At 60.5% G+C, this 13552-nt stretch carries 15 protein-coding genes and 1 other RNA gene; 4 read left to right on the top strand and 12 right to left on the bottom strand.

What is annotated here, in order from left to right:
• Positions 1-5 precede the first annotated feature (5 nt).
• From LDN90_RS16640 to LDN90_RS16650, 3 genes are all read left to right on the top strand, one after another.
• Positions 6-1415 (top strand): aminotransferase class V-fold PLP-dependent enzyme, encoded by a 1410-nt coding sequence (locus tag LDN90_RS16640; RefSeq protein WP_216923997.1) that lies wholly within the window; start codon positions 6-8, stop codon positions 1413-1415.
• Between the two features lie 196 nt (positions 1416-1611).
• Positions 1612-2367 (top strand): class I SAM-dependent methyltransferase, encoded by a 756-nt coding sequence (locus LDN90_RS16645; RefSeq protein WP_223949315.1) that lies wholly within the window; start codon positions 1612-1614, stop codon positions 2365-2367.
• Between the two features lie 9 nt (positions 2368-2376).
• Positions 2377-3090 (top strand): metal-dependent transcriptional regulator, encoded by a 714-nt coding sequence (locus LDN90_RS16650; protein ID WP_216923998.1) that lies wholly within the window; start codon positions 2377-2379, stop codon positions 3088-3090.
• A gap of 46 nt (positions 3091-3136) precedes the next feature.
• Here the strand turns inward: LDN90_RS16650 and LDN90_RS16655 are convergent, their stop codons facing one another.
• Positions 3137-4585 carry an MFS transporter gene (locus LDN90_RS16655; protein ID WP_223946399.1) on the bottom strand — a complete coding sequence of 483 codons (1449 nt, stop codon included), beginning with the start codon at positions 4583-4585 and terminating at the stop codon, positions 3137-3139.
• Positions 4586-4679: 94 nt separating this feature from the next.
• On the opposite strand from LDN90_RS16655, the gene LDN90_RS16660 reads away from it, so the two are divergent.
• Positions 4680-5009, top strand: a complete 330-nt coding sequence (locus LDN90_RS16660; RefSeq protein ID WP_216924171.1) for a hypothetical protein — start codon at positions 4680-4682, stop codon at positions 5007-5009.
• A 24-nt stretch (positions 5010-5033) separates the two neighbouring features.
• Here the strand turns inward: LDN90_RS16660 and LDN90_RS16665 are convergent, their stop codons facing one another.
• The 11 genes from LDN90_RS16665 to LDN90_RS16715 form a co-directional block, all read right to left on the bottom strand.
• On the bottom strand, positions 5034-6044 hold the full coding sequence (locus tag LDN90_RS16665; RefSeq protein ID WP_223946400.1) for a trypsin-like peptidase domain-containing protein: 1011 nt from the start codon (positions 6042-6044) through the stop codon (positions 5034-5036).
• A 181-nt stretch (positions 6045-6225) separates the two neighbouring features.
• Positions 6226-6594: a transfer-messenger RNA gene (gene ssrA / locus LDN90_RS16670) on the bottom strand.
• Between the two features lie 131 nt (positions 6595-6725).
• Positions 6726-7196 carry an SsrA-binding protein SmpB gene (gene smpB / locus LDN90_RS16675; RefSeq protein ID WP_026540087.1) on the bottom strand — a complete coding sequence of 157 codons (471 nt, stop codon included), beginning with the start codon at positions 7194-7196 and terminating at the stop codon, positions 6726-6728.
• 83 nt (positions 7197-7279) lie between these two features.
• Positions 7280-8695: a M23 family metallopeptidase gene (locus LDN90_RS16680; protein ID WP_223949316.1), complete on the bottom strand. Its 1416-nt coding sequence runs from the start codon at positions 8693-8695 to the stop codon at positions 7280-7282.
• A gap of 55 nt (positions 8696-8750) precedes the next feature.
• The gene (gene ftsX, locus LDN90_RS16685) at positions 8751-9665 is read right to left on the bottom strand and encodes a permease-like cell division protein FtsX (RefSeq protein ID WP_216924000.1); all 915 of its coding nucleotides are present in this window, start codon (positions 9663-9665) and stop codon (positions 8751-8753) included.
• Complete coding sequence (gene ftsE, locus LDN90_RS16690; RefSeq protein ID WP_216924001.1) at positions 9662-10426, bottom strand: cell division ATP-binding protein FtsE; 765 nt, start codon at positions 10424-10426, stop codon at positions 9662-9664. The genes ftsX and ftsE overlap by 4 nt, the downstream gene beginning before the upstream one ends.
• Before the next feature lie 179 nt (positions 10427-10605).
• On the bottom strand, positions 10606-11721 hold the full coding sequence (gene prfB, locus LDN90_RS16695; RefSeq protein WP_216924002.1) for a peptide chain release factor 2: 1116 nt from the start codon (positions 11719-11721) through the stop codon (positions 10606-10608).
• Positions 11722-11807: 86 nt separating this feature from the next.
• Positions 11808-12260 (bottom strand): pilus assembly protein TadG-related protein, encoded by a 453-nt coding sequence (locus LDN90_RS16700; RefSeq protein ID WP_346346989.1) that lies wholly within the window; start codon positions 12258-12260, stop codon positions 11808-11810.
• A gap of 28 nt (positions 12261-12288) precedes the next feature.
• Positions 12289-12843 (bottom strand): hypothetical protein, encoded by a 555-nt coding sequence (locus LDN90_RS16705; RefSeq protein WP_223946401.1) that lies wholly within the window; start codon positions 12841-12843, stop codon positions 12289-12291.
• Entirely contained in the window at positions 12824-13156 is a 333-nt protein-coding gene (locus LDN90_RS16710; RefSeq protein ID WP_263426268.1) for a TadE family protein, read from the bottom strand. The genes LDN90_RS16705 and LDN90_RS16710 overlap by 20 nt, the downstream gene beginning before the upstream one ends.
• 135 nt (positions 13157-13291) lie before the next feature.
• A complete protein-coding gene (locus LDN90_RS16715; protein WP_223946402.1) occupies positions 13292-13492 on the bottom strand; it encodes a hypothetical protein in 201 nt (66 codons plus the stop codon).
• Between the last annotated feature and the right edge of the window lie 60 nt (positions 13493-13552).

Raw genomic sequence — 13552 nt, forward strand, 5'->3', positions numbered from 1 at the left:
GTCCCATGAGCACTGCTACGTTCAACTCCACCGTTCTGACGTCCCTTGTGGTCGAAGAAGCAAGGCACGAAGCCGCTGCAGGCAGGCCCTTGGCCGCCGTCACAGGTGCAGAGCTGCAAGCTCCCCTGATCCAGGGTGGCCACGTCCGCTACGCCAACCTTGACTACGGAGCATCCGCTCCAGCCTTGACAATCGTTTCTGCGTATCTCAACGAGATCCTCCCCTACTACGCCAGTGTCCACCGCGGCGCGGGCTACGCTTCCCAGATCAGCACCTCGGTCTACGAGAATTCCCGCGACATCGTCCGGGAGTTCGTTGGGGGCCGTCCCGACGATTCCGTGATCTTCACCCGGAACACCACGGACTCACTGAACCTGTTGGCGGGCTGCCTCCCTCAGCTGGACGGAAAGCCAACGGGCGAGGTCCTTTACCTGGACATCGAGCACCATGCCAATCTCCTCCCCTGGCAGGGTGTCCCTCACCGCAGTGTCGTAGCTGCCTCGACACTGACAGCTACCGTGGCCAAGCTCCGCGAGGAACTCAGCCAAGGCGGCGTGTCACTGCTGGCGGTCACGGGGGCCTCGAACGTGACCGGTGAAATCCTGCCGATCGCGGAGCTCGCGGCACTTGCGCACGAATACGGAGCCCGGATTGTGGTGGACGCCGCTCAGCTTGCCCCCCACCGCCGCATCGACATCGCCGCAGCAGACGTCGACTACATCGTGTTCTCCGGGCACAAGCTCTACGCTCCGTTCGGCGCCGGTGTTGTTGTGGGTCGTCCTGACTGGCTTGACGCCGGCACTCCCCACCTTGCTGGCGGTGGCGCCGTTCGTGAAGCCCGCTTGGACTCGGTCAGCTGGGCTTCCGGTCCTGCACGCCATGAGGGCGGCTCCCCCAACGTCCTCGGCGCGGCAACACTGGCCCGTGCGACGCAGGTGCTCGCCGACTTGGATCAAGAGGCCTGGCACGCCCATGAAGCTGCCATCCGCTCATACCTCGTACAGGGACTTGAAGCAATCGACGGCGTGACCGTTCACCGGATCTTCAGCGACTCCGAGGACACCATCGGCGTGGTCAACTTCTCCGTGGAAGGATTCGACGCCGGGCTGGTCGCCGCCTACCTCGCCGCCGAACACGGCGTAGGACTTCGTGACGGGCGCTTCTGCGCCCATCCCCTCCTCAAGCGGCTCGGCCTCCCTTCAGGCTCGCTGCGAGCCAGCTTCGGCGTAGGCTCGCGTCTGGAGGATGCCACACGACTGCTCGCTGGTATCGAAGAACTCAAGCGCACGGGTCTCGGTTGGGACTATGTAGTGGATGAGGGCCGATGGGTACCGGCCAATGACCACCGCACCTATCCGGAATGGGCACCAAACACCCCGGGCACCGCAGGGGCTGCACCCTGCACGATCGACTAAACACTGCCACAGTTTGGTCAGCGGTGCCTTGGCCCAGGCCGGGATCTTCATTGTCGCCCGTGAGGTAAATTCGTAGGGTAAATGGCGTTCGCGGTAAAGGAGTCAGTGCGTGGCCGTGCGTTCCCCTCGGGATTCCGGCGGAAGTGTTTCCGGCAGCCTTCTTTCCAGCAGCGCTGGCAGGCCGGGTGGTCCCAAGCTGCATGCCACGCGACGCCACGAACTGGGCCAGAGCTTCCAGGACGGCGGCGAACACTACGATCGGGTTCGGCCCGGATATCCCACAGACTCAGTGGATTGGCTTCTTCCTCCTGGAGCGAAATCCGCAGCTGATATTGGTGCAGGCACAGGAAAATTCACCGCGTTGCTCGTGGAACGCGGCCTGCAGGTGGCCGCCGTCGATCCTTCCACAGACATGCTGGAGCAACTTCGAAAGTCCTATCCCGGCGTTGAGGTGTTGGAGGGTACAGCCGAGGCCACAGGGCTGGCGGACTCAGCATTCGACGTCGTCAGCGTTGCCCAAGCATGGCATTGGTGTGACCCGATGAAAGCCAGCAAAGAGATTGCCCGGATCCTCCGTCCCTATGGAGTCCTTGGCCTCATTTGGAACCAGCTGGACACTTCCGTGCCCTGGGTTCACAGGTTGTCACGAATCATGCACGCCGGAGATGTGCACAAGCCCGGTTTCCGGCCAGTTATCGGACCGGAATTCACGGACTTGGAGAGCCATCTCACCAGCTGGGAGGACGCGGTGTCACCGGAGGACATCATGGAGCTCACAAAATCGCGCAGCTACTACCTCCGCGCAAATGAAGCCACCCGCGCAAAGGTCATGGGAAACCTGGAGTGGTACCTCTTCGATCATCTCGGCCATACCCCAGGCCAACTAGTTGGGTTGCCGTACCTGACGACCACCTGGCGGGCACGCAAGATCCACGGCGTCCCGCCACGGTAGGCTAGGTGTGTGAAGACCAGTACGCCCTCCTCCTCGATCGAGGACTACGTTAAGGTCATCTACTCCTATACGGAGTGGCAGGACAAACCGATTACGTCCTCGCAGCTTGCCCTGCGGCTTGGCGTTGCCAATTCCTCGGTGTCTGAAATGGTCCGCAAACTCAAGGACCAAGGCCTGGTGGACCACCAACCCTACAGTGCCATCAGGCTGACTCCGGAGGGCATGCGACTGGCGCTGTCCATGGTCCGGCGGCACCGCCTGATTGAGACTTACCTCGTTGACGAACTCGGTTACAGCTGGGACGAAGTCCATGATGAAGCTGAGATGTTGGAACACGCGGTGTCCGATACCTTCATCGAGCGCATGGCCGCCAAGCTTGGCCATCCCCTCCGGGATCCTCACGGCGACCCGATTCCTTCGGCTGACGGATCGGTGGAACTCCCTCACGCGTACCGCATGATCGAGTTGGACGAAGGCCACTCAGGCCGCATCACCCGAATCAGCGACGAAAATCCAGATCTTCTTCGCTATCTCGCGTCGGAAGAGATCACCTTGGATGCTCCTGTGGAGGTGGTGGGGCGCAAACCATTCGGCGGAGCCTTGGTGGTCCGGATTGGCAGCGGACCCCAGCGGCGCGAATTCGATCTCGCGGACGAAGTTACAGCGGCACTTTGGGTCCAAAGCGCCGAAGTCCACGAAGGCTGCGTGCTTCCCGCGCGCTGACTGTGCTGCGCTGACTGTGCCGCGTTGACTATGCACAGTGCATCGGCTAGCTGCGCTGGCCGGCCGACCCGCCGTCGTCGGACGCTGTATCCGGGGCGCTGTCAGCGGTAACTGCCGCTTCGGTAAGCGGGTTACGGATCCCGACGGCGGACGCCACGCCCCCGACAACGAACAGGGCCGCTGTGACAATCAAGGCATTGTACAAGCCCTCCCGTGTAAACACCGGACCAACGATCAGGCCGGCAAAGGCAATGCAGATCAGACCTGCGATACGTGCCACGGCATTGTTTACCGCGGAGCTGATCCCTGCCTCCTCTTGCGGTACCGCGCCTAGAATTGCGGCGGTGAGTGGCGCAACGAGAGTGGTAAGTCCCACGCCGAAGACGATCTGCCCCGGCAACACTTGGGTCCAGTAATTCAGAGGCTCCTGGATGGAGAGGGACATCAGAAAGCCCACACCGCATAACAGCGGCCCCACTGTCATGAACCATCGAGGACCATACTTTCCAGCCAGCCCACCGAAGTAGGACGCAGTCAGCATCAGGATGACGGTCGCCGGAAGCAGGGCGATTCCCGCGATGGTAGCCCCCATGCCCCCAACCTGCTGGAGATAGATGCCCAGGACGAAGAATCCCAGCGATATCCCACCGTAAATCGCGAGCGTTGCAAGGTTGCCCCAACCAAAGTTCCTTATGGCAAACAGCCTCAACGGCAACATCGGCTCCCTGGTCCTGGCCTCGTGGACCAGGAACAACACCATCGCCATGGCACCGACTAGGAGCGGCAGCCATACCTGGACGCTCATCCAACCCATCCGGCCCTGTTCAATGAATGCATAGACGGGACCACCTAGCCCAATCATGGCCAGCACGGCGCCGAGGTAGTCGATTCGCTTGCTCTTGTCCCTGGCCGCATCCGACGCGCGAAGGCCTGCAAGCATGGGCCAGATAGCGACAGCAGGTATGACGTTGATGAAGAAGATCACCCGCCACGACAGCAGGTCCACGGAGACTCCGCCAATCAGTGGTGCCACGATGGCAGCGGCGCTCGTCCACCCGGACCATTGGCCTATGGCTTTGGACTGGGAGGGGCCCGAAAACGACGTAATGATCATGGCCAACGAACTGGGCACAAGGAGGGCGCCCGCGATACCTTGAAGTGCGCGGGATACCACCAGGACCTCCCCGTTCCATGCCAGGCCGCACATCACCGAGGTCAGCGCAAAGCCCGCCAGCCCCCATTGGAGGATCCGCGCCCGCCCAAAATGGTCCGACAATGAACCGGCGACAAGGATGAGGGCCCCGAGGGTCAACAGATAGGCATCCACCACCCATTGCTGGATGACCAGGCCACCGCCGAGTTCGCGCCCGATGGCCGGCAATGCGAGGTTCACCACGAAGCCGTCCAGGATGGCGATAAAAGAAGCCACAATAGCCACCACGAGCACGCGCTTTTGAAGGGGCGTTCTCGGCAGCAAGGCCGCTGCGTCCGTCATGTGGACAGCTTACGCGGCATTCGTCCATGGCGAAGTCCCGTATCGTTAAACAGTGATTAGTAGACGTGACGCAGCATTGGCCCTTGATATCTCCATGGAAATGGCCCAGCGCCACGGCATCCCGTCACGGCTGTCAGAAGCGGAACTTCGTAGCCTCCAGGACAATCCACCAGCCTGGCTGGTCCAGTCACGTGCCAACCGGACGGGCAAACGGCCAGTTTGGGTGCATCTGACCTGCGCAGTGTGCGGGTACTCAGAGGCGGTGCGGCCCAAAAAATGGTGGCCCAACTTCTCGTTCGTCTTTTGTGGGCACCATAAGAACAGTGAACTGCCGGAACTGTTCCTTGGTGACGTGCGCAGCGAATATGAAGGCGTCGGCAGCCGCTTTGTGGGCGTGGTCGATGTCCGCGAGGATCAGGCCTAGGCTCGGCTCATTGTTGCTGGCTCGTCATTGCTGGCTCATCTCCGAGGGAACGGCCATTAGCTGTACCGTTTTGCCGTCCCGCAGCACAGTCAAGGGGAATGGTTCGCCTATGGCCTCGGCAAAAAGCAACTTCTGCAGACTCTCTGCACTTGATACAGCCCTGCCCTGGGCCCGAAGCACCAGGTCCCCTGGCTGGAGCCCCGATAATTCCGCAGGCGAGCCGGCGATGACCTCCACCACACGGAGGCCCTCTTTCTGGCCAGTCCGCACCACCGCACTGGCATCGAGCGGGATCGGCGTACTCACCAAACCCAAGTAGGCGCGGCGCACCCTCCCATCCTTGAGCAGGGAGGCGATAATCCGTTGGGTTGTCCTATTAATAGGTACGGCGAGTCCAAGGCCCAGTCCAGCAATGGCCGTGTTGATGCCCACGATGCGGCCACGGGTGTCGGCCAGGGCACCACCGGAGTTGCCCGGATTAAGGGCAGCGTCAGTCTGGATGACATCCTCAATCACCCGCCGGTGCTCCCCTGCACGGACAGGGATGGAACGTCCCAGGCCGCTGACCACGCCGGCAGTCACGGATCCCGCAAGGCCCAGCGGATTGCCCACCGCGATCACCAGTTGGCCAACACGTAACGAATCGGCGTTACCCAAAATGGCGGGTGGCGGCGTGGGTTTGAGGCCTCGTACCACCGCAAGGTCAGACAACGGGTCCGCCCCCACGAGCTCTACGTCGGTCTGCTTGCCGTTCGCAAACACCGCTCTTCCAGACTGGATACCCGCCACCACATGGGCATTGGTGAGCATGTACCCGTCGCCGGTGAAGACCACAGCCGATCCACTGCCCACACGCAGCTGCCCGTTCCGGCGCGCACTCGTCATCTCAATAGCGGCGACGTGCGGAGTGACAGAGTCCGCAACCCGGATGACGATCTGTGAGTACGCATCCAAGGGCGCGTCATCATCCTGCTCTGTAGGAAGTTCTGCATCCCGGCCGTCATCCGGAATTTCAAACTCTGGCTCGGTACTCATCACATGCCTCCTGCCACCGCGGTGCCGTGCACGTCCTGTCCAGTACAGTTCAGTGCCTACCCTGTACAACGGCCAAGTTAGGGCAGCTAGTCCACGTTCCCCTACGCCGTGGGTGAACGGTATGTGCGATCAGGTTCAGGCAAAGAAAAAACCCCCGGATCACTAGGATCCGAGGGCTTTCCGGTGGAGATGGGGGGAATTGAACCCCCGTCCGATGTCGTTTTGTCAGGGCTTCTCCGGGCGCAGTTCGCGTCGGATTTTCTCGGCCCCAGCCATCCTGCGAACAGGTGGCTGATCCGGGCCCAGTCATCTAAAAGTCCCGTTTACCTCAATGACGAAGGCAAACAGCAGTGGCTATCTAAATGACGCCAGGAACCGGGGCGATAGCAACCCCGGGCTGACGGACTGTCTTACTGCTTAGGCAGCGAGAGCGAAGTCAGTGCGCTTAGATTCGGCACTTATTGGTTTGCAGACAGCGTTTACGAGATAATTCTGCATCCTCGGCCCGCTTCACCTGTCGCGACTAACATCGTCGAAACCGATCATCCCCGTATTCTGTTACCAAACCGGCAAGGCATTCATCAAGCGATAAAATCCCTACCGGACTATCCATCATAACGCATGCACCCGGAAGATCATTCCCGCGACACAAGTCCTGGGCGGGTGCATCTACGTTCGAACCTAGCGGCGGTTGCGCTCCCGCAGTTCGCGCAACGATTCGCGCTTATCCTGCTGCTCTCGAAGCGTTTGGCGCTTGTCGTAGTCCTTTTTACCTCGCGCTATGGCTATTTCAACCTTCGCCCGGCCGTCCAGGAAGTAAAGCTGCAAGGGCACCACGGTGAAGCCGGATTCGCGGATCTTTTGGGAGATCTTGTCCAGTTCTTCGCGGTGAAGCAAAAGCTTACGACGGCGGCGCGCGGCATGGTTGGTCCAGCTCCCCTGGTGATACTCAGGGATATGGATGCCCTCCATCCACAGCTCGTCATTGTAGAAGGTACAGAAGCCGTCGACCATGGAGGCGTGGCCTTCACGGAGGGATTTCACTTCGGTACCCATCAGCGCAATGCCGGCCTCATAGGTATCCAGGACATGGTAGTTATGCCGGGCCTTCCGATTGGTGGCCACTACCTTACGGCCACTTTCCTTGGGCACGCTAGAACTCCTTGTTAGATGCGGATTTCAACTAGTGTACGCCAGAGCCCGCCGGCCCTTATCCCTGACGAAGGGTCGGGCCACTAGAGGAGGGTCATCGGATCCACTGCGGCGCCGTTCAACCAGGTTTCAAAGTGTGCGTGGCACCCCGTCGAGTTACCTGTGCTTCCCGAGTACGCAATGAGTTGCCCCTGCGATACTTGCTGCCCGTTGGACACCACAATGCTGCTGTTGTGGTAGTAAATGGTCGTCAGGGAGTTGCCCTGCACCACCCCGTGGGACAGCTTGACCCGCCATCCACCGCCATCTGCCGAGTTCCAACCAGAGTTGAAGACAGTACCGGCGGCTGCTGCGTAAACAGGAGTGCCGCAGGGTGCACCGAAGTCGATGCCCGTGTGCATGTAACCACCCGTGCCGTAGAAATCGATGGTTCCGGGCGGGGTTGCCCGCCAACCAAACCCGGACGTAATGGGCACATAGCTTGCGAAGGGATGACGAAGTCCGAACGCTGACGGCGAACCGGCGGGCGGAGGAGAGTACGGGGGCTCAGGAGGCGCAGGCCTTCCTTGGGCAGCTGCCGCAGCGGCGGCCGCAGCAGCGGCCGCTTCGGCGAGCCGACGCTGCTCGGCCTCCCACGCCTCCCGAAGCTTGCGGTCCCTCTCAACGATTTCGGCCGCAACAGAGTCCTGTTCGGCCTTCACGCGGGCAAGATCGGCTTCAATGCCGGGCTTGGCCGCCTGTAGTTGTCCATTCAGGCGCGTAGTGTCCTCGATGAGCTTGTCGACTTCGGCTTTCTTGCTGGCAGCCTCGTCGCGCGCAGCCTTCTCCCGCTCAAGCGCGGCGTCGGCTTTGGCCTTCAGGTCCTGGATCTCAGCCTCGACGGCGGCCAGCCGGGCCTGGGAGTTTACGTTGGTGGCGTTCTGCTGGGTCAGCTTGGTCATTGCAGCGTTCTGGCTGCGCATTGCCTGATCGGCGAGGTCCATGGACTCCGTCAGGCTGCCGGACTCGTTAGATCCGAAGAGCAGGGCGATGTTGGTGGGCACGCCCCCGGATTTATAGGCCTGTGAGGCGATTTGGCCGATCAATTTCTTCGTATCGGTGATCTTCTGCTTGTCGCTCTCAAGCTGCTCAGTAATTTTGGCTTTGTTCTGCTGGGCGAGCTCCACCCGGGCAGCCAAAGCCTCGACCTCCTTGACAGCACTGGCCACGCGGCCCTGCGCTTCGAGAAGTGCCTGCTGGGCGCCCGGGAGTCGTCCTTGGTAGATGACGAGATCGCCCGCGGCCTTGGCGATCTTCGAGTCCACAAACTCCAAGGACGCCTGGACGCGCGCCGATTCGGCCTCGAGCGCAGCTTGCTGGTCGTCCAGGTTGTCCGCATGGGCCGTAGGTACAGCAGACAGGAGGCTAACGGCGAGGCCCAGGGCGAGAGCGCCACCAAGAATCCTGGCCTGACCGGACGCAAGGCGCCGACGCAGGGAGTTCTGGTCCAACGTGGTCATCATGAGTCCTTTTCGCTTGTCAGCAGAGTCGTTCGCAGCCGCCCGTCCTTCATCACTAAACCTTCAAGTAACGCCGGAGGGTCAACAAGGAGGATATCCCGGCCAAGCCACCGCCGAGCGCAATCAGCACCGGTGCGATCACCAGGACCTGCGTCGATGAGATGAAGGGAGTGTTGAGGAATTGCCTGGACAGATCACCGTTGAGCCAGAAGTGTGCCATCAGCCACAGCGTCACGGAGGCCAACAAGGCGCCGACAACAGCGGCGATCACGCCCTCCAGGATGAACGGCAACTGGATGACTGTCTTCGAGGCGCCCACCAAGCGCATGATCCCCGTTTCCCGGCGCCGGCTGAACGCTGAGAGCCGGATAGTAGTGGTTATCAGAAGTACCGCGCAGAAGATCATCACCGCGGCCACACCCATCGCCGCCACCGAAGCGCCGTTCATCCAGGAGAAGATCCGCTCCAGTACCTGGCGCTGGTCACTCACCGTCTCAACGCCAGGTTGCGAGGAAAATGTTTCGCTGATGATCTGGTACTTCTCGGGATTCTTCATGTTAATACGGAACGAGGCCGGCAACTGGTCCTGGGAGACGGAATCAACAATCGGCGAATTGGAGAACTGCTCTTTGAAGTGTTTGTAAGCTTCGGCTTGGGATTCGAACTGGAAGTCGTTGATGTACTGCTTGACTGCGGGAGACTCCAACATTGCCTGCAGATTGTCCTGCTGTTCCTTGGTGGCCGGCCCCGAGGCGCAACCAACCGCCGTCGAGCCATCGTTGCAGAGGAAGACCGCAACCTGGACTTTGTCGTACCAGTAGCCCTTCATCTGATTGATCTGCATCTGCAGCATTCCGGCTGCGCCCACGAACGTCAGGGAAACAAAGGTCACCAAGACGACCGAGATCACCATGGACAGGTTGCGGCGCAGGCCGCTGCCGATTTCCCCAAGGATGAAAAGAAGCCTCACAGCTGTGCCCCCTGTGCGCGGTTGAGTTCCTCGCCACTGGCATCCTTCAGCCGTCGCGATTCACCCACAACCGGGATCATGGACGTGTACAGTGCCTTCGCTTCGTCGCGGATGACCTTGCCATTCTTGAGTTCCACCACGCGGCGGCGCATTTCATTAACGATGTCGTCGTCGTGGGTAGCCATGACCACAGTGGTGCCGTTCTGGTTGATCTTGTCCAGGACCCCCATGATTCCCATGGACGTAATGGGGTCAAGGTTTCCCGTGGGTTCGTCAGCAAGGAGAATGCCCGGGCGGTTGACGACGGCGCGGGCAATCGCCACACGCTGCTGCTCGCCGCCTGAAAGTTCGTGAGGCATCCGCTTTTCCTTGCCCTCAAGACCAACGGTCTTCAATACCTCAGGAACCGTCTCACGGATGATGGAACGGCTCTTGCCGATGACCTGCATGGCAAACGCCACGTTTGCGAAGACGTTCTTCTGCGGGAGAAGACGGAAATCCTGGAAGACCACGCCGATACCCCGGCGAAGCTTGGGCACTCGCCAGCTCGAAATGTTGGCCACGTTCTGGCCGGCAACGTAAACCGAACCTGAGGATGCTTTGTCTTCCTTCAGGATCAATCTCAGGAAGGTGGATTTTCCTGAGCCTGAGGCGCCCACCAGGAAGGTGAATTCACCGCGGTTGATCTCAAGGCTTACAGAATCGAGCGCCGGTCGGGCATTCTGCTCGTAGACCTTGGTGACATTCTCAAATCTGATCATGGCCCTTTAGAACCCCGCCGGACCTGACGTACTCGCTCAGTCCAACAGCCGGAGCGCGGGCTTTCGATGGGGGAAGTGAGAGCACCGGCCACTCGACTATACGCACGCAGCAGCCGGGATTCCGGGGGTTTCGGGGGCGTGTCGTGGAATCGGACGCCCCCGGCAGGCGGACTGAGACCCTAGCTGGCAGCGTTACGGTTGCCGGTGCGCCAACGGATACCGGCGTCGATGAAGTCATCGATGTCGCCGTCGAGTACAGCCGAAGTGTTGCCTACTTCGTGTTCCGTGCGCAGGTCCTTGACCATCTGGTAAGGATTGAGCACGTAGGAGCGCATCTGGTCTCCCCAAGACGCCTTGACGTCACCGGCCAAGGCTTTCTTCTCAGCGTCCTGCTGTTCCTTCTTAACAAGCAGCAACCGCGACTGGAGCACACGCAAAGCAGCGGCCCGGTTTTGCAGCTGGGACTTTTCATTTTGCATTGACACTACGATGCCCGTGGGGATGTGTGTCAGGCGAACGGCGGAGTCGGTCGTATTCACCGACTGGCCTCCTGGTCCTGAGGACCTGAAGACGTCTACGCGGATCTCGTTGTCCGGAATCTCAATGGAGTCGGTCTGTTCAATCAACGGGATGACTTCGACGGCGGCGAACGAGGTCTGCCGGCGGCCCTGGTTGTCAAAGGGGCTGATACGGACCAGCCGGTGTGTGCCCGCCTCGACGCTCAGGGTGCCGAATGCGTACGGCGCCTTGACTTCGAACGTGGCGGACTTCAGGCCTGCTTCTTCAGCATAGGACGTGTCCATCACGGTAGTGGGGTACCCGTGGCGCTCCGCCCACCGCAGGTACATACGCATGAGCATCTCGGCGAAGTCGGCAGCGTCAACACCGCCGGCTCCAGCCCTGATGGTCACAACGGCTTCTCGTTCGTCGTACTCGCCGGACAACAGTGTGACGATTTCGAGGTCCGCGAGAGCCTTGCGAATAGAAGTCAGCTCTTTGGCGGCCTCGGCCATTGAGGCTTCGTCGCCCTCGTCCTGGCCGAGTTCCACCAGTACTTCGAGGTCGTCAATCCGGGAGGCAAGTTTGGACAAGCGCTCCACTTCGGCTTGACGGTGGGACAAACGCGACGTCACGACTTGCGCCGATGCGGGGTCATCCCAAAGGTCCGGGGCGCCAGCCTGCTCACTCAATTCGGCGATTTCTGCCTTCAAGGCATCAACATCGGTGACGTTCTCGATGGAACTGTAAGTGGCGCGAAGCGCGCGGATTTCTGCGGGAAAATCAATCTCAGCCATGGTCTTTCCAGCGTACGCTATCAGCCGGACTCCCCCGACTGGGCGCCGTCATTGCGTCTCTATGATTGCGTCCTTGCGTTGTGCCGCTATTGGGTGAGCCGGGACCTGGCGGTGGATCTTGCTTCAACGGGGATTCCCTCAGGCAGCAGGAAGGTGACCAAGGGCGGATGGGCGACGGCAGTTAAGACCACCAGCGCTGTACCGCCGGGTGAACTACCCGTTTCAGGAGAAATTTCCAAGTGATCGTGCGTTGAAAAGGCTTCGCTGTTTCCCAGATACAGTTCAACCGCGCCCAGCACCCGCTCGTCCACCAGCGACGCCGAGGGCGCACCGCTTCCTCCGATGTCACCCACCACGTACGAGTCTGCAGCAGCAAGTGCGGCGCCATCAGCCAAGGACAGAAGTTTCTTATGCTCCAGGTAAATCGCCGAAGCAGCCATTACCACCGCGGCCAACAGGAGCGCCAGAAGTACGAATCCTACGATCAGCACGGTCATCTGGCCCTCTTCCGCTTTGCGCCCTATTCGCCCCATCACCATGTTTACGGCTCCTCCTCACGTTGACGATTCACTTAAAGCGGCCAACGACTTGTGTGGCAGAGGCATTGAGCACGGCAGCGTTCAGATGTAGGGAGTCGCCAAACGGCACCATCGGCAACGGGACAGTCAGTCGAACCCAAACTGTCACTGCTGCGCCCGCTGAAAGGCATTCTGCCCGGTCGCACGTGATCTCCATCTTGGCCGCTTGCGCCGGGTAGCCGTAGTCCTTCAACGCCATGAGGACGCTCTGTTCTGCGCTGGTCCTCGCCAGGGCGGGTTCAGTTTGGGAGACAAAGACCTTGGCCGCCTGATCCGCAGCACCCACCACCGCGAAGGATCCGCCTTGGATTTGGCCCACGGTTACCAGGAAATAGACAACCGGGACCATGAGCATCAGTGCCAGGAACGTAAACTCCACGATGGCACTGCCGCGTTGCCTTTCGACGTCGGTACCCACTGTGGATATGTCTTGATATGGTCCGAACGCCAACCGCCAAGCCTTGGTCAGCAGATGCCTGCGGCGGTTCAAGGGCGAAGCGGGAAACGGCGCGGGAGCCAGAACATCACTTTGGAAGGGCAGCATGTCCGGTAACCTCCATGACTCCACGCGGTCCGATAAGCCCCACGACTGGCATAGGCGCCCTCACGGTCACTTCCAATGCCCGGATTCCATCCAGATTCCTTTCGGCGGTGGTCACATCTGCCGCGAAATCGTCATTGAGCGCCGTTTCAATCAGTTCGGACGCCCTGGCCTCCGCGTCCGTTTCCGTTCGATCGGCAAGGGTTCCATATCGCGCTCCGGACGCGGCGGCATCAACAATCGTGTTTCGGACGTGAAGGACAAGCGTGAGCTGGACGATCGCCATGAATAGCAAGGTCAACAGGGCCCCAATCATCACGAAATCGATAACCGCGGAACCTCGTTCCCCGCTATGAGGCGCGTCGGGACGTTTTGATTCAGGGGGGCTTTCAAATGCGCAGGACAGGCGGAGTGTGTGATATTTTCTGCGGGACCAGGCTTGTCCCATCTCCTAGTTGCCCACTTTGGCCATGGCCTGCGTGAAGAGGTCCGCCAGCGCTGGCGATGCAATTGCGAGGAGTCCCGCGACCAATATTGCGGACATTAGTGTGATCATCACCCACCCCGGGACGTCACCCCGCTCACGGTGTTCCAGCGGCGCAACATTTCGCGACGTCACGGCGCAGGCCCATGAGAAAAAGGGCCAAGTCATCGTGTTTGCGGCAGAAAACGATCGTCCATGCTTCTTCATTATTTTCCCCAATGTGTGTGT

Origin of the sequence: Arthrobacter sp. NtRootA1 (assembly GCF_019976975.1) — a bacterium.
Classification (GTDB): Bacteria; Actinomycetota; Actinomycetes; order Actinomycetales; family Micrococcaceae; genus Arthrobacter; species Arthrobacter aromaticivorans.

Excerpts from the sequence above, each read along its gene's own strand:
- LDN90_RS16640 (WP_216923997.1), top strand. The coding sequence starts at position 6 with ATGAGCACTGCTACGTTCAACTCCACCGTTCTGACGTCCCTTGTGGTC.
- LDN90_RS16655 (WP_223946399.1), bottom strand. The coding sequence starts at position 4,585 with ATGACGGACGCAGCGGCCTTGCTGCCGAGAACGCCCCTTCAAAAGCGC.
- LDN90_RS16660 (WP_216924171.1), top strand. The coding sequence starts at position 4,680 with ATGGAAATGGCCCAGCGCCACGGCATCCCGTCACGGCTGTCAGAAGCG.
- LDN90_RS16665 (WP_223946400.1), bottom strand. The coding sequence starts at position 6,044 with ATGAGTACCGAGCCAGAGTTTGAAATTCCGGATGACGGCCGGGATGCA.
- LDN90_RS16680 (WP_223949316.1), bottom strand. The coding sequence starts at position 8,695 with ATGACCACGTTGGACCAGAACTCCCTGCGTCGGCGCCTTGCGTCCGGT.
- ftsE (WP_216924001.1), bottom strand. The coding sequence starts at position 10,426 with ATGATCAGATTTGAGAATGTCACCAAGGTCTACGAGCAGAATGCCCGA.
- prfB (WP_216924002.1), bottom strand. The coding sequence starts at position 11,721 with ATGGCTGAGATTGATTTTCCCGCAGAAATCCGCGCGCTTCGCGCCACT.
- LDN90_RS16700 (WP_346346989.1), bottom strand. The coding sequence starts at position 12,260 with ATGGTGATGGGGCGAATAGGGCGCAAAGCGGAAGAGGGCCAGATGACC.
- LDN90_RS16705 (WP_223946401.1), bottom strand. The coding sequence starts at position 12,843 with ATGCTGCCCTTCCAAAGTGATGTTCTGGCTCCCGCGCCGTTTCCCGCT.
- LDN90_RS16710 (WP_263426268.1), bottom strand. The coding sequence starts at position 13,156 with ATGATTGGGGCCCTGTTGACCTTGCTATTCATGGCGATCGTCCAGCTC.
- LDN90_RS16715 (WP_223946402.1), bottom strand. The coding sequence starts at position 13,492 with ATGACTTGGCCCTTTTTCTCATGGGCCTGCGCCGTGACGTCGCGAAAT.